This window comes from Solimonas marina, from assembly GCF_012241385.1.
GTDB lineage: Bacteria > Pseudomonadota > Gammaproteobacteria > Nevskiales > Nevskiaceae > Solimonas > Solimonas marina.
The window spans coordinates 370352-392590 of the sequence record NZ_JAAVXB010000004.1; the positions used below are offsets into that span (position 1 = coordinate 370352).

Annotated in this window: 19 protein-coding genes; 15 read left to right on the top strand and 4 right to left on the bottom strand. The window is 66.2% G+C overall.

All coding sequences use genetic code 11. From position 1 onward, the window contains the following. Positions 1-43 precede the first annotated feature (43 nt). From smc to G7Y82_RS10035, 6 genes are all read left to right on the top strand, one after another. Complete coding sequence (gene smc / locus G7Y82_RS10010) at positions 44-3571, top strand: chromosome segregation protein SMC (protein ID WP_240954205.1); 3528 nt, start codon at positions 44-46, stop codon at positions 3569-3571. Then, entirely contained in the window at positions 3568-4278 is a 711-nt protein-coding gene (locus tag G7Y82_RS10015; protein ID WP_168147892.1) for a cell division protein ZipA C-terminal FtsZ-binding domain-containing protein, read from the top strand. Before smc ends, G7Y82_RS10015 begins: the two co-directional genes overlap by 4 nt. 24 nt (positions 4279-4302) lie before the next feature. After that, complete coding sequence (gene ligA, locus G7Y82_RS10020) at positions 4303-6624, top strand: NAD-dependent DNA ligase LigA (protein ID WP_168147893.1); 2322 nt, start codon at positions 4303-4305, stop codon at positions 6622-6624. 3 nt (positions 6625-6627) lie between these two features. Beyond that, positions 6628-7803 (top strand): mechanosensitive ion channel family protein, encoded by a 1176-nt coding sequence (locus G7Y82_RS10025; protein ID WP_168147894.1) that lies wholly within the window; start codon positions 6628-6630, stop codon positions 7801-7803. Between the two features lie 58 nt (positions 7804-7861). After that, the gene (locus G7Y82_RS10030) at positions 7862-8449 is read left to right on the top strand and encodes an outer membrane beta-barrel protein (protein WP_168147895.1); all 588 of its coding nucleotides are present in this window, start codon (positions 7862-7864) and stop codon (positions 8447-8449) included. Positions 8450-8556: 107 nt separating this feature from the next. After that, a complete protein-coding gene (locus tag G7Y82_RS10035) occupies positions 8557-9378 on the top strand; it encodes an outer membrane beta-barrel protein (protein ID WP_168147896.1) in 822 nt (273 codons plus the stop codon). A 57-nt stretch (positions 9379-9435) separates the two neighbouring features. On the opposite strand, the gene G7Y82_RS10040 is transcribed toward G7Y82_RS10035, so the two are convergent. Genes G7Y82_RS10040 through G7Y82_RS10055 form a run of 4 tightly spaced genes read right to left on the bottom strand, consistent with a single transcriptional unit; the run spans position 9436 to position 11679 of the window. Further along, the gene (locus tag G7Y82_RS10040) at positions 9436-10575 is read right to left on the bottom strand and encodes a BamA/TamA family outer membrane protein (RefSeq protein ID WP_168147897.1); all 1140 of its coding nucleotides are present in this window, start codon (positions 10573-10575) and stop codon (positions 9436-9438) included. Next, a complete protein-coding gene (locus G7Y82_RS10045) occupies positions 10572-10850 on the bottom strand; it encodes a BolA family protein (RefSeq protein WP_168147898.1) in 279 nt (92 codons plus the stop codon). Before G7Y82_RS10045 ends, G7Y82_RS10040 begins: the two co-directional genes overlap by 4 nt. Beyond that, positions 10847-11149: a YciI family protein gene (locus tag G7Y82_RS10050; RefSeq protein ID WP_168147899.1), complete on the bottom strand. Its 303-nt coding sequence runs from the start codon at positions 11147-11149 to the stop codon at positions 10847-10849. The genes G7Y82_RS10045 and G7Y82_RS10050 overlap by 4 nt, the downstream gene beginning before the upstream one ends. Positions 11150-11151: 2 nt before the next feature. Further along, positions 11152-11679, bottom strand: coding sequence for a septation protein A (locus tag G7Y82_RS10055; RefSeq protein WP_168147900.1), 528 nt, complete (start codon positions 11677-11679; stop codon positions 11152-11154). Positions 11680-11772: 93 nt separating this feature from the next. On the opposite strand from G7Y82_RS10055, the gene G7Y82_RS10060 reads away from it, so the two are divergent. From G7Y82_RS10060 to G7Y82_RS10100, 9 genes are all read left to right on the top strand, one after another. Then, entirely contained in the window at positions 11773-12396 is a 624-nt protein-coding gene (locus G7Y82_RS10060; protein ID WP_168147901.1) for an L-threonylcarbamoyladenylate synthase, read from the top strand. 171 nt (positions 12397-12567) lie between these two features. Further along, a complete protein-coding gene (locus G7Y82_RS10065) occupies positions 12568-14841 on the top strand; it encodes a TonB-dependent receptor (RefSeq protein ID WP_168147902.1) in 2274 nt (757 codons plus the stop codon). A 63-nt stretch (positions 14842-14904) separates the two neighbouring features. Further along, positions 14905-15591 carry a site-2 protease family protein gene (locus tag G7Y82_RS10070; RefSeq protein ID WP_168147903.1) on the top strand — a complete coding sequence of 229 codons (687 nt, stop codon included), beginning with the start codon at positions 14905-14907 and terminating at the stop codon, positions 15589-15591. Further along, the gene (trpS, locus tag G7Y82_RS10075) at positions 15592-16626 is read left to right on the top strand and encodes a tryptophan--tRNA ligase (RefSeq protein ID WP_168147904.1); all 1035 of its coding nucleotides are present in this window, start codon (positions 15592-15594) and stop codon (positions 16624-16626) included. Continuing rightward, a complete protein-coding gene (locus tag G7Y82_RS10080; RefSeq protein ID WP_168147905.1) occupies positions 16623-17108 on the top strand; it encodes a GNAT family N-acetyltransferase in 486 nt (161 codons plus the stop codon). The genes trpS and G7Y82_RS10080 overlap by 4 nt, the downstream gene beginning before the upstream one ends. After that, entirely contained in the window at positions 17105-17971 is an 867-nt protein-coding gene (locus G7Y82_RS10085; protein ID WP_168147906.1) for a segregation and condensation protein A, read from the top strand. Before G7Y82_RS10080 ends, G7Y82_RS10085 begins: the two co-directional genes overlap by 4 nt. Positions 17972-17974: 3 nt before the next feature. Beyond that, complete coding sequence (scpB, locus tag G7Y82_RS10090) at positions 17975-18937, top strand: SMC-Scp complex subunit ScpB (protein WP_168147907.1); 963 nt, start codon at positions 17975-17977, stop codon at positions 18935-18937. A 63-nt stretch (positions 18938-19000) separates the two neighbouring features. Continuing rightward, complete coding sequence (locus G7Y82_RS10095) at positions 19001-20077, top strand: pseudouridine synthase (RefSeq protein ID WP_168147908.1); 1077 nt, start codon at positions 19001-19003, stop codon at positions 20075-20077. A gap of 126 nt (positions 20078-20203) precedes the next feature. Continuing rightward, a complete protein-coding gene (locus G7Y82_RS10100; RefSeq protein WP_168147909.1) occupies positions 20204-22213 on the top strand; it encodes an alpha/beta fold hydrolase in 2010 nt (669 codons plus the stop codon). The last annotated feature ends 26 nt before the right edge of the window (positions 22214-22239 follow it).

The window sequence follows — 22239 nt, forward strand, 5'->3', positions numbered from 1 at the left end:
TTGAGGCGACCGGCCGGGTGCCGGTCCGAATTCTCACAAGCGCATGCGACTTTCGGGTATCAAACTCGCCGGGTTCAAGTCTTTCGTGGACCCGACCCACCTGCCGTTGCCCTCGAATCTGACCGGCGTCGTCGGTCCGAACGGCTGTGGCAAGTCGAACGTCATCGACGCGGTGCGCTGGGTGCTCGGCGAAACGAGCATGAAGAATCTGCGCTCGGCCGACGCCGAGGACGTGATCTTCAACGGCAGCAAGACGCGCAAGCCGGTCGGCCGCGCGTCGGTCGAACTGATTTTTGACAATTCCGACGGCCAGGTGACCGGCCCGTTCGCCGCCTACAGCGAAATCTCGGTGCGCCGCGAGCTGATGCGCGACGGTAACTCGCAGTACTACCTCAACAGCCGCAAGTGCCTGAAGCGCGACGTCACCGATCTGTTCCTCGGTACCGGCCTCGGCGGCAAGAACCAGTACGCGATCATCGAGCAGGGCATGGTCTCGCGAATGATCGAAGCCAAGCCCGAGGAACTGCGCCAGTGGCTCGAAGAAGCCGCCGGCATTTCCAAGTACAAGGATCGCCGCAAGGAAACCGAGTCGCGCATTCGCGGCACGCGCGAGAACCTGTCGCGTCTCAACGATCTGCGCTCGGAAATCCAGCAGCGCCTGGAGGTGCTGACCAAGCAGGCGGCCAACGCCGAGAAGTATCGCGACTTCAAGGCCCAGGAGCGCCAGTTGCGCGCCGAAATTCTGGCCTTGCGCGCCAAGCAGTTCGACGAGCAGGGGCGTGGCCACGAGACGGCGATCGCCGAATTCGAGCAGGCCACCGAAGCGGCGCGCTCCAACGTCACGCGCACCGAGGAGGCGCGCGTCGCCGCCGAGATCGAGCAGCGCGTGCAGGCGCAGAAGCTGGCCGACGAGCAGAGCAAGGTCTACGAGGCCGAAGCGGGCCTGGCGCGGCAGGAACAGAGCCTGCAGCACGCCCGTCAGCTGCAGCAGCTCAAGGTTCGCGAGCTGGACCAGCTCAATCGCCAGCTCGCCGAGCTGGAAGCGCGCGAGCAGCGCGAGCGCCAGCGCCTCGAAGAGTCGGCGCGTCAGCTCACCGAGCTGGAGCAGCAGGTCTTGTCGGCCGAGGAGCACGAGGCCGCCGCGCAGTCGGCACTGATCGAAAGCGAAGACGATGCGCACGAGGAACAGCGCCGCTGGGATCATTTCCAGCAGGATGCGGAAACGCCGCTGTCGCAGACCGAGGCCGAGCGCGTGCGTGTGCAACAGCTCGAACGCGCGCGCTTCCAGGGCGAGGAGCGCCTGAAGCGCCTCGAAGCCGAATTCGGCGCGCTCAATATCGGCCCGGCGCAGCACAGCCTCGGCGAAGCCGACAACGAGTTGCGCCTGCTCGGCGACGAACTGGCTGAAGCCGAAGGCCGGCTGCAGACCATGGACGAAACGCTGCAGCAACTACGTGACGAGCGCGCCAATGCCGAAACGGCGCTGCACGAGACGCGGCAGTCGCTGCAGTCGGCGCGCGGCCGCATGTCGTCGCTGGAAACGTTGCAGCAGGCCGCCTTGCGTCAGGACGACGCCGAACTCAATCAGTGGCTGCGCGAGCAGCAGCTCGCCGACGCGCCGCGCCTGGCCGGCGCGCTGCAGGTCGACAGCGGCTGGGAAGCCGCGGTCGAACAGGTACTCGAAGGCCTGCTGCAGGCGCCGTTGCTCGACGACGTCGAGTCGCGCATTGCGCGTATCGAGCGTGCGCCCAAGGCCGGGATCGCGCTGCTCGGTGGCAGTGTCGGGCAGGGCAGTGGCGGACTGGCGGCCAAGGTCAGCGGCCCGCAGGCGGTGCTCGACTGGCTGTCCGGCATCCGCACCGCGGAGAACGCTGCCGAGGCGGCGAGCATCGCCGCGCAACTGGCGCCGGGCGAATCGGTGATCACCGCCGACGGTTTGTGGCGCGGTCGTCACTGGGCGCGCTATCCGAAGCGCGGCGACGATGCCGGCTCCGGCGTGATCGCGCGCGGCCAGTTGCTCAAACAGCTCAAGGTCCAGGTCGAGGAACAGCAGCAGCAGGTCGTCGATCGCGAACGCGTGCTCGGTGAGCTGCGCGGCCGCACGCATGCGATGGAGCAGGAGCGTCGCGATCTGTCGTCGAAGTTCGACCAGCTACGCCACCGTCAGGCGCAGAAGCTGGCCTTCCGTCAGGCGCAGGCTGTGCGTCTGGAGCAGATGCAGTCGCGTGCCGAAGCGTTGACGCAGGATATCGAGGCGCTGCGCGAGGCCCGCGAGCAGCAGACGCAGGAGCTGGAAGAATCGCGCGAGCGGTTGCTGTCGCTCGAACAGATCGCGCAGGAGTTGCGCGACAAGCGTGCGGCGATGCAGCAGAACCTGCAGCGCAAGCGCGACCTGGTCGGCCGCGCGCGCATGGGCGTGCAGCAGGCGCAGCAGGCGCGCAGCCAGTTGCAGGTCAATCTGGCCGGTCGCCAGAGCGCGCAGACCGCGCTCGAACAATCGCTGACCGAACTGGCGGCGACCCGCGAGAACCTGCTGCTGCGCCGCGGCGAGGAAGAGGAGCGCGCCGCCGAACTCAATGAACCGCTGGTCGGGCATGCCGAGCAGGTCGAACAGTCGCGCGCCCAGGTCGAGGTCGCCCGCGAGGCGATGCGCGCCCTGCGCGAAGCCTCGGAAACCGTCGAGCATGCGCTGCGTAGCGCCGTCGAGGCGTCGCGCGCGGCCGAGTTGGCCAAGGATGCCGCGGTCGAGAAGCTGCAGCAGGCGCGTCTCGAATTCGAGAGCCTGCGCGCGCATCGCGAGAGCCTGGACGCGCAGATCGCCGAAACCGGCTTCGAGCGCCAGGCGCTGTTCGACGGACTCGATCCGGACGCCACGCTGCCGAACTGGGAAGAACAGTTGGCGACCACGGTGCGCCGCATCGAACGGCTCGGCGCGATCAATCTGGCGGCGATCCAGGAACTTGAAGAGGCGCAGGCGCGCGAGACCTATCTGGCCGATCAGCACGCCGACCTGCACGGTGCACTGGAGACGCTGGAGGACGCGATCCGCAAGATCGACGTCGAGACCCGCGAACTGTTCCGGCAAACCTTCGACAAGGTCGATACGGTCTTCCGCGACCGTTTCCCGAAGCTGTTTGGCGGCGGCGAGGCGTATCTGGAACTGACCGGCGACAATCTGCTCGAAACCGGCGTGCGCGTGATGGCGCGGCCGCCGGGCAAGCGCAATTCGACGATTCATCTGCTGTCCGGCGGCGAGAAGGCGATGACCGCGGCGGCGCTGCTGCTGGCGCTGTTCCAGCTCAACCCGGCGCCGTTCTGTCTGATGGACGAGGTCGACGCGCCGCTCGACGATGCCAACGTCGGTCGTTTCTGCGAAGTGGTGCGTGAGATGTCGCAGAACGTGCAGTTCATTATCATCACGCACAACAAGATCACGATGGAGCTCGCGCAGCAGCTGCATGGTGTGACGATGCAGGAACCGGGCGTCTCGCGGCTCGTCAGTGTCGATATCGAGCAGGCGGTCGAGCTGACGACGCAAACCGAGACCCAACAGTCAGGAATGGGCACATGAGCGCGTTGCAATGGGCGTTGCTGGTGGTCGGTGCGGTGGCGGTCATCGCCATCTACATCACCAGTCGGCGCGGCGAAAAATTGCCGAAGGACTGGGCGCCGCCGGGTAGTGGCGGCGGCAATGGTCGTGCGCCGAAGTTGCCGGCTGCCGATCAAATGGACATGTTCGAGTCCAAGCGCGAGGGTGAGTTCGACGAATTCGGCGTCGGCAAGCCGCGCAAGCGCATCGAGCCCTTGTTCGGTATGCCGGCGACGGACACCGATGGGATGTCGGCCGACGAGCCGGCCCCGGCGCTCGAAGAAAAGATCGTCCACCTGCTGATCGCCGAGCGCGACGGCGCGGCGATCGCCGGTGCCAAGGTGCATGAAGCGCTGGTCGCGCAAGACCTGCAGTTCGGCGACCGCAAGATCTATCACCGCCTGGCCGGTGGTCTGCCGGTGTTTTCCGTGGCCAGCCTGATCAAGCCGGGCACGCTGGATCCGGCCGAGCAGAACCAGTTGGCGACGCCGGGGCTGACCCTGTTCATGGTTTTGCCCAACGGCACCCAGCCGCAGTCAGCATTGCGCGACATGGTGGCGACGACCCGTGCGTTGGCGGCGGCGCTCAATGCCGAAGTCTTCGATGCCGAACGGCAGGTTTTCACGGCCGAGGCCGAACAGGCGCTGTCGGCCGACGTCGACGCCTGGGCACAGCGCAACGGGCTGTAATGTCGAACATCGCCGGGCTTCGCCATGCGCGTTCCTGAGCCTGACCGAGCCCGCGCCGAGGTTTTGCGGGCCGAGCTTCATGAACACAATCGCCGCTACTACGTGCTCGACGATCCGACGATCTCGGATGCCGAGTACGACGGCCTGCTGCGTGAGCTGCAGGCCCTGGAGACCACGTATCCGGAACTGTTGACGGCGGACTCGCCGACGCAGCGCGTCGGCGGCGAGCCGCTGAAGATGTTCGCGCCGGTCACGCATCGCCAGCCGATGCAGTCGCTGAACAATGCATTCGCCGAAGACGAGCTGCGCGATTTCGACCGCCGCGTGCGCGAAACGCTGGGCGAAGCGTCCGTCGACTACGTCGCCGAGCCCAAGCTCGACGGTTTGGCGGTGTCGCTGATGTACGCCGACGGCGTGTTCGTGCAGGGCGCGACGCGTGGCGACGGCGAAACCGGTGAGGACATCACCGCCAATCTGCGCACGATACGGGCGATTCCGCTGCGCTTGCGGGAGGTGGGAGGCGGGAGGCGGGAGGCGTCGATTCCGGCGCTCGTCGAAGTGCGCGGCGAGGTCTATTTGCCGCACGCCGGCTTCAAGCGCATGAACGACGAAGCCGCCGCGCGCGGCGAAAAGCTCTACGTCAATCCGCGTAACGCCGCCGCCGGCAGCCTGCGCCAGCTCGACCCGCAGATGACGGCGCGCCGGCCCTTGGCGTTCTACGCCTACGCGGTCGGTTACGCCGAAGGCTGGGCGCGCCCTCAGCGTCATGCGCAGGTGCTGGCGCAACTGCGCGATTGGGGGTTGCCGGTTTCCGATCTGGTCGAGACCGTGCAGGGCGCCGACGGCTGCCTGAAGTATTACGCGGCGATGCAGACGCGCCGCACGTCGCTGCCGTTCGATATCGACGGCGTGGTCTACAAGCTCGACGATCTCGACGGGCGCGATGAACTCGGCTCCGTGGCGCGCGCGCCGCGCTGGGCGATCGCGCACAAGTTCGCCGCCGAGGAAGCGGAGACGGTGCTCGAGCACGTCGACTTCCAGGTCGGCCGCACCGGCGCGCTGACGCCGACCGCGCGGCTGCGCACGGTCTTCGTTGGCGGCGCCAACGTCAGCAATGCGACGCTGCACAACATGGACGAGGTGGCGCGCAAGGACGTGCGCATCGGCGATACGGTGATCGTGCGCCGCGCCGGTGACGTGATTCCGGAAGTGAAGGGCGTCGTCCTCGACAAGCGGCCAGCCGGCACGCAGCCGATCCACATGGCGCCGGTCTGTCCGGTCTGTGGCTCGGAGGTGAAAAAGGATCCGGACGGGCCGATCTACCGCTGCGTCGGCCGCCTGGTCTGCAAGGCGCAGCTGCAGCAGTTGCTGCAGCACTTCGTGTCGCGCCGCGCTGCCGACATCGAAGGCGTCGGTGAATCGCTGATCGCCGAGCTCGTCGAGCGCGAGCGCGTCAAGACGCCGGCCGATCTGTACACGCTGGAAGTCGCCGATATCGCGGTGCTGTACAAATCCGCCGAGGTCGCGCCGCAGAAGATCATCGACGCGATCCATGCGCGCCGCCAGCTGTCGTTGACGCGCTTTCTCTACGCGCTCGGCATTCCGCAGGTCGGCGAGACCACGGCCAAGGATCTCGCCAGGCATTTCGGCAGCTTCCAGCGCGTACGCGAGGCGCTGCCAGCGGTATTGACGCTGGTCGACGGCGTCGGCGAGGCGGCGTCCGAGGAAATTCGCTGGTTCTTCGCCGACGACCACAACGTCAAGGCGGTCGACGCGCTGCTGGCGCAGGTATCGATCACTGATGAGCATCCGGTGTCGGCCGACATCGCCGCGCAGTGTTCGGTGGCCTGGCTGCTCGCGCAACAGAAAGTGCGCGGCTTGGGGCCGGTCAAGGCCGAAAAGCTGACGGCCGGCTGCGACAGCGCCGCAGCGCTGCTGGCGCGCATCGACAACGAGCTGGCGCTGGCGCGGGCGCTCGATGAGCGGACCGCGTCGGCCGTGCGCGAGCACTTTGCCGAACCGGCGGCACGCGACGCGCTGCTGGCGCTCGACGCGCAACTGCACGCCTTCGGGCTGCTCGGTGCGTCGGCACCAGTGCATGTCACGGCGCAGGGGCCGCTGAGCGGCAAGACCCTGGTCATCACCGGCACACTGCCGCAGCCGCGCGATGCGATCGCCGCACAGATCGAAGCGGCCGGCGGCAAGGTTTCCGGCTCGGTGTCGAAGAAGACCGACTACGTGGTTGCCGGCGCCGAAGCCGGCTCGAAGCTGGCGAAGGCCGAATCGTTGGGCGTCACGGTCGTCGATTACGACGGACTGCAGACGCTGTTGCAAGGAAGCGGCTGAACGATGAGCGGATTGTCGGTTCGCAGCGGGGTGGCGCTGGCCGCGCAGGCGCCGTTGCTGTCGACCCTGGTGATTGTGGCGCTGGCGCTGGCGACGTCGATTTCGCTGCACTGGTTGGTGCGCTCGCTGCAGGCGGATCGCTACCGCTGGCAACAGCGCATGCGGGTCTGGCTCGGGGTCGAGCGCGGTCAGCGCATCGGCGAGCTGAGCTGGCTGCTGGCGGCGATCGATCTGTTGTTGCTGCCGATCACTGTCTATCTGTTGTTGCACGTCTGGGGACTGCACGACACCGGGCAGGCTTTTCTGCGCGCCTTGTTCACCAGCGGCTTCACGGTGGGCGGGATACGCATCGTCGTCGGCAAACTGCTGTTCGGCGTCGTGCTGTTCGGCATCCTGTTCACGGCGACCCGCTGGCTCAAGCGCAAGCTCGAACTCGACTGGCTGGTGCGTGCCAACGTCGAACCGGCGACGCGTGAGGCGGCGGCGACGCTGTTCGGTTATGTGACCTTCATCGTCGTGGCGCTGATCTGCCTGACGTTTGCCGGTGTCGACCTGAGCAAGCTGGCGATCGTCGCCGGTGCACTGTCGGTCGGCATCGGCTTTGGCCTGCAGAACATCGTCAGCAACTTCGTGTCCGGCATCATCCTGCTGTTCGAGCGGCCGATCCGCAGCGGCGACTACATCAACGTCGGTGGCAGCGAGGGCACGGTGCGGCGCATGCGCATCCGCGCCACGGAAATCGAGACGCCGGATCGCGAAACGCTGATCGTGCCGAATTCGATCCTGCTGTCCGGGCAGGTGCGCAACCGTGACCTGCGCTCACGCTACGGTCGCGTCGTCCTGCCGGTCAGCGTTGCCTATGGCAGCGACCTGCGCCGCGTGCAAAAGATCCTGCTTGATCTGGCGACCCAGCATCCCGGCGTCGTCAGCGCCGGGCAGATCGCCGGCGTCTCCGGTCCCGGCGTCAGTTTCACCAGCTTCGGCGCCAGTTCGCTGGACTTCGAACTGTCCGCGCAGATTCTTGAAGCCTCGCAGAAGGGATCGATCGCCAGTGACCTGCGCTTTGCCATCGATGCGGCGTTCCGGGAGGCCGGCATCGAAATGCCGTATGCGCAAACCGACGTCCATGTCCGCTCGATGCCGGAACCGCCGATCGCGGCACCGTCGCGCGAAGATTAAGACGCGATTAATGCGCGCTCGCTGATGCTGCGCGTATCCGTCTTGCGTGGAAAATCACATGATCAAACCACTCGTCGCCGCAATTTGCCTGGGCGCCGCGGCGCTGCCGCTCGCCAGTCAGGCCGAGGGACCGTACTTCGGTGTGACCGGTCTGTATGCCGACCGTCCTGGATATGATGACGTCGACGGCTCCTGGGGCGGTACAGTCTTCGCCGGCTATCGCTTCTCGCCGTTGCCGCTGTACATCGAGGCCAGTTACATCAATACCGGCGACGCCGATGTCGATCCGGGCTATTACGACAACGAGCGCCTGAAGCTGAACTTCAGCGGCTACACCGTCGGCCTCGGGTACTTCCTGCCGCTGACGACCTACGGGTCCGGCATTTTTGCTCGCGCATCGTATTACGGCGGCGACACCAAACTGAAGACACCGGACGATCCGACGTCGCATAGCCAGAAGCAGTCAACCAGCGGTGCCAGCATCGCGGTCGGTGGCGATTGGAAGTGGACGCCGACGATGGGCCTGCGCTTCGAGTATGAAAACCTGATCGAACCGGATGATTTCGCCAATGACGAGAATATCGGTTTGTGGAAGGTCGGTCTGATCTTCGATTTTCCGACAGTGCAGAGCAGCTCACGCTACTGAGGGCGCCCGTCGCGCTCTGCCGCAGGCTTCGGCTAAGATTGCGTACGTCGCGCTGGGGAGCGCGGCGCGCGATGCTTTGCATCGCGTGACTTCGATCAGGGGAAAACATGCTGAAGCCGTCGATCATGGCGCTCCTTGCGGGCGTCTCGCTGTTGCCGTGCGTGAGTCAGGCCGCCGGTCCTTATTTTGGAGTTTCGGGGACTTATGCCGACCGCTCCGCGTATAGCGATGTCGACTCGGCCTGGGGCGGCAAGGCCGTCGTCGGCTATCGCTTCGCCCCGATTCCGATCTTCCTCGAGGCCAGCTGGATCGATACCGGCAAAGCCGACATCGACGACACCGGCATTGGCGCTACGTTGCGCTTCACCGGCTATACCTTGGGTGCTGGCTATTTCTGGCAAGTGACGCCGACCGGTTCCGGTTTCTGGTTGCGTGGCGCTTACTACGACGGTGACAGCAAGGTTGCCGCGCCCGGCTACGGCTCGATCAAGACCTCAGCCAACGGCGGTAGCGTCGGCCTGGGCGTGCAGTTGAAGTTCAACGACTACGTTGGCCTGCGTTTCGAATACGAGACGCTGTTCGAGACCAAGGACTTTGCCAGCGACGAGGATGTCGACATCGCCAGCATCGGCCTGGTGTTTGAATTCCCCACCAAGCGGTCCGCCGCACCGGCCCGTGCCGCGGCGCCGACATCGTGGCAGACCACGCCGATGGCGGCCCCGGCCACGGCCGCGATGCCGCCGCCTTCACCGCCGCCGCCAGCGGCACCGCTCAAGACGCAGCCGCGCGTGGCCAGTCAGACCGAGCTGGTGATTCCAGCCGGTGAAGTGCCGAGCCAGGGCACGGCGTTCAGCAATCGCGAGGGTGACTGGCGCTTTGTCGAGTACCAAGGCCAGACCGGGTGGGTGTTGATCCGGCCTGCGCGCTGATGGTGGAGGCCCGGCCGTCGCGCGCCGGTCGGGCCCGAGCACATGATCGGCGTGTGCTCAGTACGCTTCGCCGACCTGAAAGTAGAAGCCGACGCTGTCGCGACCGACGCCGAGGTCGAGGCGTACGTTGACGCGTGGCTTGAACATGAAGCGGTAACCGGCGCCGAAGGTCGGCAGGATGTGCGTGCCGAGGTCGGATGGTCGCGACGCCAGCGTGCCGGCACCGGCCCACAGCACCATGCCGTGTCGCCACGCGAGTTGCTGCCGCCATTCGATCTGCGTGCTGAGCGTGTCGCGGTCGCGATAGCGGCCTTCGTAATAGCCGCGCATGCGCTCGTCGCTGCCGAGTGACGACAGTTCGTTCCACGGCACGTCGCCGCTGCGAAAGTCGCCGTACAGCTCGTAGGCGATGATGGTCTTGTCGCTGATCGATACGTACTGCCCGTAGCGCGCGGTCAGCGTGTCGAAATGATCGTCGCTGCCGAGTCCGGGGCGGTAAGCGGCGGCGTCGACGCTGAGCACATGACCGCGCGCCGGGTTCTGCACGAAGTCGCGCGTATCATGGAGCAGGTGCAGGCTGGCGCCGGAGCTGAACACCGATGGGCCGTCGGCCGTGTCATGAATCCGGTTGTTGCTGTCGTCGTGCAGGGCCGTCGCCTGCATTTGCGAGACGCGCCAGCCAACGCCAGCCCACAGCGATGGGGCGATGCGCTGATAGAGCTGCGGCCATAGATCGGCGGACTTCGAGGTGTAGTCCTGATCGTCGTCGTCGCGCCCGGCGGCGTAGCCGATGCCCCAATACTTCGTAGGCTGATTGACGACGCTGCCGTGCACGAACAGGCGCTGCGTGTCGCCGTTGAAGTAGGCGTAGTTGTCGATCTTGGCGCCGAAGGTGCCGGTCACGCTGGCAAAGCCCATCAGCGTCAGCGATGACAGCGGCGTGGCGTCGTCGCCATCGGTGCGGTACAGACCAACCAATGCGACGCCGAGCCCCAAGCTCGTTTCCGGCGTATAGAACGGGCCGGGCAACAGGCCCCAGTCAATGCCGTTGGATGTATCGACCGCCTGATCGTCACCGCCGAGCTTGGCCAGCCAGCCGTCGACGGTGTCGCGGCTCGGTAGCCAGTCGGCATGCGCCGCGGGGGCTGCGAGCGCTGCGCTCAGCGTCAGCGCATGGGCCAACGCACGGCGCGTCATGCGCGCGACTCTGACGGTGTGCGCGCCTGGATCGACAGGGCGTGGATGTCGGTGGTCATCAGCTCGCCGAGCGCCGCGTAGACGGCGCGATGCCGCGCCAGCGGCGCCTGGCCGGCGAAGGCGTCGGTGACAATCTCGACGCGATAATGTCCGCGTCCGCTGCGCGCGCCGGCGTGGCCGGCGTGCAGGTGGCTCTCGTCATCGATCTTGAGCACGTCCGGCGCGAATGCGGCGACCAGCGCGGCCTCGATCCGGGCGATGCGCGCATCGCTCATTTCGGCAGTGTCTTGACGAAGGGATAGACGTCGACGCTCGCGTAGACGCCGGCATGGACATACGGATCGTCCTTGGCCCAGGCGGTGGCCGCTTCCAGCGACTCGAATTCGGCGACGACCAGGCTCCCGGAGAAACCGGCATCGCCCGGGTCGGCGGCGTCGATGCGTGGCCGCGGGCCGGCCAGCACTAGGCGGCCTTCGTCCTGCAGCGCCGTCAGGCGCGCGAGATGTGCCGGCCGCGTCGCGCGACGCTGGGCGAGGCTGTCGAGGGTGTCATGAGCGACGATGGCGTACAGCATGCTTACTCCGGCAGGTAGCGTTTGATGAACGGCAGGTGCCCGAGCATGAAGATCAGCATCAGCACGGTGAAGCCGTACACCTTGAAATTGACCCAGACCGCCTCCGAGAAGTGGAAGGCGATGACGTAATTGAGCACCGCGGAAAAGGCGAAGAACAGCGCCCAGGCGATGTTGATGCGGCGCCAGATCGGGTCCGGCAGTTCGATGGTCTTGTGCCCGAGCCGTTTCATCAGCACGGTGTCGCCGATGAACTGGCTGCCGGCCAGTACCAGCGCGAACACAGCGTAGATCACGGTCGGCTTGAACTTGATGAAGCGTGCGTCATGCACGTAGAGCGTGATACCGCCGAGCACCGCCGCGACCAGTGCCGTGAACAAATGCATCTTGTGGATGCGGTGTTCGCGGAACCAGTACCAGGCGACCAGCGCGAACATCGTGACGATCAGCACTGCGGTCGCAACATAGACGCCGTAGAACTTCCAGGCGACGAAGAAGGCGATGGCGGGGAACAGGTCAATCAGGGTATTCATGCCGATATTGTAGCGTCGCGTGCGGCGCGGACTGCTCGGCATCGGACGCCGAGGCGTACAATATCGCCAACCCCATTCTTGCCGAGACCTGTCGTGGCCGACTGGATCGAGCTGCATCCCGTCAATCCGCAAAAGCGCCTGCTCGCGCAGGTCGTCGAGCGCATCCGCAGCGGCGCGGTCGTCGCGTACCCGACGGACTCCTGCTACGCGCTGGGCTGCCATCTCGACGACAAGGCCGCCGCCGACCGTCTGCGCCGCATTCGCGACTTCGACCGACATCACCAGTTCACGCTGGTCTGCCGCGACCTGTCGGAGATCGCCACCTATGCGCGCGTCGACAACCAGCAGTTCCGCCTGCTCAAGCAGCTGACGCCGGGGCCGTACACCTTCATCCTCGAAGCGACCAAGACGCTGCCGAAGCGCATCGCCCACGAAAAGCGCAAGACCATCGGCATTCGCGTGCCCGAACACGTCGTCGCCCAGGCGCTGCTGGAAACCATCGACGAACCGCTGATCTCGTGCACGCTGCAGTTTCCGGGTGAGGACGAGCCGGTCAACGATCCGGGCGACTGGCGCGAACAACTCGACCGCAGCGTCGACATCGTCATCGACGGCGGTCCCTGCGGCACGGTGCCGACCACCGTGCTCGACCTCAGCGGCGGCAGCATCGAAGTGGTGCGTGAAGGCAAGGGCGACATCGCCGCGCTCGGCCTCTGACGGTTCGCAAACTTGACCGTCGTCATTCGCGGCATCGCGGATGGCATTCAGACTCCCCGCCTCTACAGAACGCTTGGCGTCGCGATGATGTTGCGCTGACAGGCGTCCACGCTAATTCGCTTCGCGTGCCAGGCCCGTCGTGCCGGACATGCGGAGCACTGGGAGTCTGTCATGCTGATCGACAAGCGGGCCTCGCTGTGGCCCGCCATCGCCGTTGCCACGTTCGGCGTCGCGCCGCCAGTGCACGCCGCCACTCCGTCTGCTGCGGCAGCCGAGCTGCCCGAGGTGGTCGTGACGGCAGAAAAGCGGCAGTCGACTGTGCAGCAAACGCCGATTGCCGTTACCGCGTTCGACCAGGACGATCTGCTCAGCCGCGAAATCGGCAGCGCCGCCGATCTCGCGTCCTATGTTCCGGACGTCCATTTCGGCGAAACCTTCGGTCAGCCGAAGATTTCGATACGCGGCATCAGCTACAGCAACCTGTCGACCGGCGGCGAGGCCAGCGTGGCGATGAACGTCGACGGCATCTATGTCTCGCGCCCGGCCGGCCAGCTCGGCAGTTTGTTCGACGTTTCGCGCGTCGAAGTCCTGCGCGGGCCGCAGGGCACGCTGTACGGCCGCAATGCCACCGGCGGCGCGGTCAACGTCGAGACCGGCCGGCCCGGCGATACGCTCGATGGCTATGCGCGCGTCAATTACGGCGCGTACAACGACGTGGCGTTGGAAGGTGCGGTTGGTGGCCCGATAGACGCCGGCAAGACCGTGCTCGTGCGCTTGGCTGGCATGTCCGAGACGCGTGACGGCTATGGCAAGGACTACAGCACCGGCGAGGATGTCGACGACCTCGACACCAAGGGTGTGCGCGGCACGGTGGTTCTGAAGCCGGCCGATGCGCTGACGGTGACGACCATCGCCGAATACAGCCGCGAGCGCGATCACAGCGGCGGGCCGCATTTTCTTGCCGAAGGCGGGCAGTTGTCCGATCCGGGGGCGCTCGGCGACACGCCCTACGGCATCGTCTACGGCGGTCAGGTGACCTACCGCAGCCGCAACACCTACGCCGACCAGCAGCCGTTCTATCACCGCGAGGGTTACGCCTATACCGCCGACGTGCAGTACGACGGACTGGCTGGCGTCAAGCTGCGCTCACTGACGGGCTATCGCAAGCTCGACTGGCAACTGACGGCCGATCTTGACAGCACCAGCTTCCCGTTCAGTTTCATCACTTACGACGAAGCGTCGAAGCAGGTCTCTCAGGAATTCAATGCGTCGGGCAGTTCGGGTGCGCTGGACTGGACGGCCGGCCTGTACTACTTCCACGAGAAGCTCGACGGCGACTATCGCATTCCGGTTTATCTGTCCGCCTACGACGACGTTGGCGAATACTCGCAGGGCTACGCGGCGCGCGGCGGTGCACAGACCACGGCCGCCTACGCGGCATTCGGACAGCTCGACTGGCATCTGGCGACGCGCTTCACGCTGACGCTTGGCCTGCGTTACAGCCACGAGAAGAAGGGCGAGGACGACTACTACGTCGACGCTGCCAATGAAACCCAGTACGCCGACCCCTACGATCCCGATCACCCGCCGTACGCTGCCGATGCGCCGTTCTACCAGTCCAAGCGCTGGGCGGCGCTGACGCCGAAGTTCGGCCTGCGCTATGACGTCGATCGCGACACCATGCTCTACGCATCGGCCTCGGAAGGCTTCAAGGCGGGTTTGTACAACCTCGGCGGCACGACGGTGGCGGCCGGCGCGCCGCTCGATCGGTCGAATCCGGTGGTCAATCCGGAGAAGGTCTGGGCCTACGAGATCGGGCTCAAGGCGATGCCGCTGCATCGCCGGCTGCGGACCAACCTCTCGGCGTTCTACTACGACTACCGGGACTTGCAGGTCTCACAGGTCAGCAATAACACCACGCTGTTCACCAATGCCGCCAAAGCGAAGATCTACGGTCTGGAGTTTGAAGGCGACGTGTTGATCGCCGATCGGTGGTCGGCCTATGGCTCGGCGTCGTGGCTGCACGCGCGCTTCGCCTCGTTCGACAGCCAGGACACCTCGCACCCGTCGCTCGGTGTTCAGGATCTTTCCGGCAACAGCTTGTCGCAGGCGCCGAACGTTTCGGCCCGACTCGGGACGAAATACGCGATGCCGCTCGCGCACGGTACGATCAGCGGCCGGGTGGAAGGGAACTACACCTCGCGCATCTATTTCAGCGAGTTCAATCTGAACTCCGTCAGCCAGTCGGCCTACGCCATGCTCGACACCTATCTGAGCTATCGCGACGACAAGCGCTGGCAGCTCATGGCCTATGTCAAGAACCTCACCGACCGCAAGGCGCTGAATTTCTCGTACATGTCGTCGCCGGCGCAGGGCGATCCGCTGATGGGCTGGTATCTGCCGCCGCGGACCTACGGCTTGCAGTTGCGCTACGACCTGAGCTGATGTCCGCCGGCCGCGTTGCCGGCCAGCGAGCGGGCGGGGCACGCTCCCCGATATAATCGGCGGATGCCCATGGAATTCACTATCGTCCAGAAAATCGCGATCTGGGCTCTGCCGGTCATCTTCGCGATCACCGTGCACGAGGCCGCGCACGGCTATGCGGCGCGCGCGCTCGGCGACCGGACGGCGCAGATGCTCGGCCGCCTGAGCCTGAACCCGATCCGCCACATCGACCCGCTGGGCACGATCATCGTGCCCGGCATACTGCTGATGCTCGGCGGCTTTTTGTTCGGCTGGGCCAAGCCGGTACCGGTCGATTACCGCAACCTCAAGAATCCGCGCCGCGACATGGCCATCGTCGCCGCCGCCGGGCCGCTGTCGAACGCGGCGATGGCGATCGGCTGGGGCCTGCTGCTCAAGGTCGCGCTGGCGATGAATGCCAGCGACGGCATCTGGCTGGGTCTGCGCTATATGTCGGTGGCCGGCATCATCATCAACCTGGTGCTGATGGTGTTGAACCTGATCCCGCTACCGCCGCTCGACGGCGGTCGTGTGCTGACCGGCCTGCTGCCGGCGCGTGCCGCCTTCCAGTTCGCCAAGCTCGAACGCTACGGCATGTTCATCCTGCTCGGCCTGGTGCTGATTCCCGGCCTGCTCAGCGCCATCATGTACTGGCCGCTGCTGATCGCCGAATCGTCCCTTTACTCGCTGCTCGGGTTGAACTCGGGCACCGCCCTGATGACGGGTTCCTAGATGTCCACCAACGCTGCTACCACCGCTTCGACGCCGGCCACGGCGAAGTCCATCGTCCTGTCCGGCATTCAGCCGTCCGGCCGCCTGACGCTCGGCAACTATCTGGGCGCGATCAAGAACTGGGTCACGCTGTCGGATGCCTACGACTGCTATTACATGCTGGTCGACCTGCATGCGATCACCGTGCGCCAGGATCCGCAGGTGCTGCGCGAGCGCTGCTATGAATTCCTGGCGCTGTACATCGCCTGCGGCCTGGACCCGGCGAAGAACACGCTGTTCGTGCAGAGCCACGTGCCGGCGCATGCGCGGCTGTCGTGGATCCTCAACTGCTATACGCAGATGGGCGAGCTGAACCGCATGACGCAGTTCAAGGACAAGAGCGCCAAGCATGCCGACAACATCAACGCTGGCCTGTTCGACTATCCGGTGCTGATGGCGGCCGACATCCTGCTCTATCAGGCGCAGCAGGTGCCGGTCGGTGACGACCAGAAGCAGCACCTCGAGCTGACGCGCGATGTGGCGATGCGCTTCAACAACCTCTACGGCCCGGTGTTCACGGTGCCCGAGCCGATGATTCCGCCGGTGGGCGCGCGCATCATGAGCCTGCAGGAGCCGACCAAGAAGATGTCGAAGTCGGACGATGCCGAGACCAATGCGATCTATCTGCTCGATCCGGTCGACACCATCACGCGCAAGATCAAGCGCGCCGTCACCGACCTCGGCAACGAGATTCGCTACGACATCGCCGAAAAGCCGGGCGTGTCGAACCTGATGTCGATTCTGTCGGCGGCGACCGGCGAGTCGTTCGACGCCATCGTCGAACAATACAACGGCCAGGGCTACGGCAAGTTCAAGCAGGCCTGCGCCGACGCCGTCATCGCCTGCCTGGAGCCGGTGCAGCAGCGTTACCGCGACGTGCGCGACGATGTCGACGGCCTGCGCAAGGTACTGCGCGCCGGTGCCGAAGCCGCGTCGGCGCGCGCGGATGCGACGCTGCTGCGCGTGCACGACGCGCTGGGCTTCATTCCGCAATGACGCCGGGCGGGGCCAAGGTTCGCGTCGACGACGTGCGCCTGATCGCGATCCTCGAAAACGGCGAGCCGGCGTTCTGCTCGGGCGAGATGCCGCCGGCGGCGCGTGACGCGCTCGAAGGGACGGCGGCGCTGTACGAGGCCGACGGTTTTTCGCCGCCGTGGATCGGCTATCTGGCCGAATGCGGCGGCGAGATCGTCGGCAGTTGCGCGTTCGTCGGGCCGCCGCAGGAGCATCGCGTCGAAATCGCGTTTCAGACCTTCGCCGAGCACCAGGGCTGCGGCGTCGCCACCGCCGTCGTGCAGCGCCTGATCGCGCTGGCCGCCGGCCACGACGAAGCACCGGTGCTTTGCGCACAGACGCCGTCGGGCGAAAGCGCCGCGACGCAGGTGCTGCGCAAACAGGGCTTCCGCTTGCGGGACAGCCTGCATCACCCGCAGGATGGCATCGTCTGGTACTGGGAACGGGAAGCGCCGCTGGCATGAGCGAAGAGCTGCCACAGCAGACGGAAGCGGAAGACGGCGATCTGGCGGCGATCGAGGCGGCGCGGCACCCGAAGGTGCACGGCCAGCCGCTCGACAAGCTGCCGGAGGACCTCTACATCCCGCCGGATGCGATGGAGGTGTTCCTCGACGCGTTCGAGGGGCCGCTCGACTTGCTGCTGTACCTGATCCGCAAGCAGAACCTGAACATCCTCGACATTCCGGTTCTGAAGATCACCCAGCAATACATCCAGTACATCGCGCTGATGCGCGAGATGAAGCTGGAGCTGGCCGCCGAATACCTGGTGATGGCGGCGCTGCTGGCGGAGATCAAGTCGCGCATCCTGCTGCCGCGGCCGCCGCCGGAAGAGGCGCAGGAAGAGGGTGATCCGCGCATGGAGCTGGTGCGCCGCCTGCAGGAATACGAGCGCTTCAAGACCGCTGGCGAAAGCATCGAGAAGCTGCCGCGTATCGGCCGCGATCTGTATCTGGCGCAGGCGCGCCCCGAACAGATACAGACCACGGTGCCGCTGCCGATGCCGCATCTGCGTGAGCTGGTGATGGCGTTCCGCGACATTATGGAACGCGTGTCGCTGTACCGGCACCACGAAATCTCGCGCGAGCCGCTGAGTGTGCGCGAGCGGATGACGCACATCCTGTCGCGCATCCAGCAAGGCCCGGCGCAGTTGACCGATCTGGTCGACCCGGAAGAAGGGCGGCTGGGCGTCGTCGTCTGCTTTTTGGCGATCCTCGAAATGGCGCGCTCGGCGATGCTCGACATCGAGCAGACCGGCCCGTTTGCGCCGGTGATGGTGATGAGCGCGCGTCCGCGTCCGGGCGCCATAGAAGATGACGAAGGAGCTTGAGGCGTGAGCGAAGCGCTCGATCCGCAGACCGACCTGGACATGCCGAACACGGCCGATGCGCGCATCGCCGAGCTCGACCGCATTCTCGAAGCGATCCTGCAGGCGTCCGAACAACCGCTGTCGACCGAGCAGTTGCAGCGCATGCTCGGCCATGACCTCGGCGTGACCAAGAAGGACATTCGCGAAGGCCTGGAACGGCTCGCCGAAGACCTGGCCGGCCGTGCCGTCGAACTCAGCGAAGTCGCCAGCGGCTGGCGTATCCAGGTGCGCCGCGATTACGCCGAATGGGTGGCGCGGCTCTACCAGGAAAAGCCGCCGCGTTTGTCGCGCGCGCTGCTCGAAACGCTGGCGCTGATCTGCTACCGCCAGCCGATCACGCGCGGCGAAATCGAGGACGTGCGCGGCGTGGCGATGTCGCCCAACATCATTCGCACCCTGCTCGAACGCGGCTGGATACGCGAGGTCGGCGTCAAGGAAGTGCCGGGCCGGCCGTCGTTGTTCGGCACCACCTCGCAGTTGCTCGACGATCTGAACCTGCGCTCGCTCGACGATCTGCCGACGCTGCCGGAAATCAAGGATTCCGATCAGCTCGAAGCGGCGCTGCAGAAGCTCGGCGGTGCGGACGTGGCGGACGGCGAGCCGAACGACGGCGACCGCGTCGGCGACGCCGAGACGCCGGCGTCGGACGCGGCCGGCGAAGCGGTGCAATCAGCGGAAGCCAATCCGGACGAGCCGATGCCGGCGGAGGCCGGCGATGGCGCGTCCGGAGATGACGCGAGCGACGACACACCGCTCGCCGACGCAGGCGTCGCTGAGGATGCTGAGACGAAGGGCGGATCGGGCACCGAAGCGGAGCCGTCGGCGCCCACAGAAGCAGACGAACAAACCCAACACGATGCCGACGACACGGACGCTGCCGAAGACGGCAATGGCGCCGACGAGGACAAGCCGCCGGCATCGCCCTGAGGTCGGTCGCCACGACGGTGGCCGGCACTCGATGATCGAATCGGAACGTCGGGAGGACGTGCCATGAGTGAACGCATCCAGAAATATTTGGCGACGCTGGGCGTCGCCTCGCGCCGCGAGATCGAGCGCATGATCGACGAGGGCCGCATCATCGTGAACGGCAAGTCGGCGACGCCCGGTCAGCAGGTCGACGCGCGCGATACCGTCAAGATCGACGGCAAGCCGATCGCCATGCAGCGCAAGGCCGAGCCGCCGCGCGTGCTGGTCTACAAGAAGCGCGTCGGCGAGATCGTCACGCGTGATGATCCGGAAGGGCGTCGCACCGTGTTCCGCAAGCTGCCGAAGCTGGCCAGCGGCCGCTGGATTGCCGTCGGCCGCCTCGACATCAACACCTCGGGCCTGCTGTTGTTCACCAATCACGGCGAGTTGGCGCGGCGTCTCACGCATCCGAGTTTCGAGATCCCGCGCACCTACGCCGCACGCGTACTCGGCACCGTCGACGATGCGGTGCTGGCGCGCTGGAAGTCCGGTGTCGAACTCGACGATGGCGTCGCGCGCTTCGAGCGCGTCGAGCAGGGCGGCGAGTCCGGTCTGGCCGGTGAGGAACTCGAAGGCGCCAACCAGTGGTACACCGTCACCGTGCGCGAGGGTCGTAATCGCCTGGTGCGGCGTCTGATCGAGTCGCAGAAGCTGCAGGTCAGCCGCCTGATCCGCGTGCGTTATGGCCCCATCGATCTGGGCCGCGGTATCAAGTCCGGTAGCGCCCGCGAAGCGACGCCGGCCGAGTTGTTGGCGTTGTTCGATGCCACCGGTCTCGACAGCGGCGAGCTGGAGACGGCAGCCGGGCGCCGCAAGCCGGTCCGCCAAGCGGCGGACGTTGCCGGCAAACGTGAAGTGAAGCCCACGTTCGAGCGCAGCAGCCGTCGTACGGCGCGACCGGCAACGGCCAAGCGCGACGAGCGCCAGGACGACGCCCCGCGTCGCGACAAGCCGTCCGCGCCGCGTAATGCCGGGCCGGCACGCAGTGCGGCGCCGAGCGCGCGTCCTTCCGCTCGCCCCGCTGCTCGGCCTGCCGCCCGCCCGTCAACGCGAGCGGCGGCGCCACGCAAGCCACGGCCGAAGCCCACGCGTCGCGGCTGAGTCGGCCGAAGCGCGATGGCAAATCGAGCCTAAGCCCGCACTCGAACGTCTCGGCGTCGCAGCGCCGCGCTACGCTGCTTTCATGGCAAGCGTGGCGCGGCAATGGCGCCGGAACAGGGAGTTCATATGGACGTTCGTCGAGCGGCGGGCTGGATGCGCGTGTGGGGCGTGCTGGGTCTGGTGGGTTTCCTGAGTGCCTGCGGGACGTCCGCGACACCGAAGACCACGGCGTATTCGCAGACCATTCCCAAATGCGCGTCGCCGCTGCCGCCGGAGGCGCAGCAGTTCACGCTGACTGACGACATCCCGCAGGACTTCGACGCGACCGTCGATCCGGCGCCGCAGACGACCATCGCCTTCACGGTCATGCTGCCCGAGCGCTGCGCCGACAACCGCTTTCCGATCGTGCTGCAAAGCCACGGCTTCGGCGGCGCGCGGCAGACCGCGCTGGCCGCCGACGGCACGTTGTATCCGCAGCACGCCGGACTCGACTCCATCGACGAGCTGACCACGGCGCTGCCGTACCACGGCTACATCGTCATCAGCTTCGACGAGCGCGGCCACGGCGAGAGCCAGCCCAAGGATGGCGGCGGTTACACGCGACTGATCGACCCCGCCGCGGAGACGCAGGATGCGCGCGCGATTCTCGACTGGGCCTACGATCACGCCAGCGAGATCCAGGCGCAAACGCAGGACGACACCGGCATCGCCAAGGACGTGCGTGTCGGCACGCTCGGCTACAGCTACGGCGGCGCCTTCCAGTGGCCGCTGGCGGCGCTCGATCCGCGCGTCGACGCCATCGTGCCGATCGCCAGTTGGCACAATCTGCTGTACAGCGTCGCGCCCGGCCATGTGATGAAGCAGTCATGGGCGCAGATTCTCTGCCTGTTCGCGACGATCCCGTCGGATCTCGCCGTGGTCGGTTCGATCAACACACCGTTGGTCGACACCATGTGCAACCAGATCGCGATTCGCAATCCGTTCGCATTCACGATGCGCACGCTCGACGATCTGCTCGACGCCACCTCGCGTGACACGGCGCGGCCGCGACCGATCAGCGCCGACGAGTTCATGACGTTCTTCGGCACGCACGGCTTGAATTACTTCCGCAACCAGCAGGCGGCCGGCGAGCCCTGGGGCTTCGGTGAAAAGCAGGCCAAGCTGCGGCCTGTCCCGGCACTGATCCTGCAGGGCAATCGCGACAACCTGTTCAACATGACTGATGGCTACTGGAACTGGCGCTATCTGCGCGATGCCGGTGGCGACGTGCGCTTCATGACCATGGAGAGTGGCCATCTCAATCCGCTGGCCGGGCAGATCGAAGGCACGATGAATTGCGGCACGGTCAAAGGCGTGAACGCCATCGTTGCGTGGTTCGACGAAAAACTCAAAGGCCACGACACACTCGATTACGACACGCTGCCGCAGGTCTGCATCTCGGTCGCCGATACCGTCGGAGCGCCCGACGTGCCGGCCGCCGCCGTCGAGCTCGACGACGTGCCGGTCGGCTCGCAATCCGGCGACGGCGCGGTGCCGGCGACCCTCGACAGCCTCGACGTGACGGTGCCGGCCACCGCCGCGCAGCCGCAGTTCGTGCCGGTGCTGACGGTGCAGGGCGACGACAAGGTCATCGCCGGCATTCCGCTGATCCGCTCGCTGACCGTGACGCCGGGCGCCGGCGCCGTGCACGACGCGATCGCGCTGGTCGGCGTCGGCATTCGCCGCAACGGCCAGACCCTACTCGTCGACCAGCAGCTCACACCATTTCAGCAAGGCGCATACACCGCGAACGACGACATCAACGAAGGCGATCCCATCCTGCTGCCCGGCGTCGGCGAACGCCTGCGGGACGGCGACGAACTCGGCTTATTGTTCTACGAACAATCGCCACAATACGCCGTCGTCGTCTCCGCCGACGGACTCGCCAATCTTCCCGAGGGCGCCGTCAGCCTGCTGTTCGGCAAGCCGCTGCCGATCCCGATTGCCAGCATCCTCGAACCGCCATTCGACGTTCTCACCAACCCGAACCCGTACTCGGTCACCGCCAGCGGCATCGAACTGCCGGTGATCGTGCCCGGCACCTATCCGCACAGCACGTACACGCAGGGCGAGGGCAGTGATGCGCCAGTGCAATGACCGGCCCGCCGCGAGTGCGCTCATGC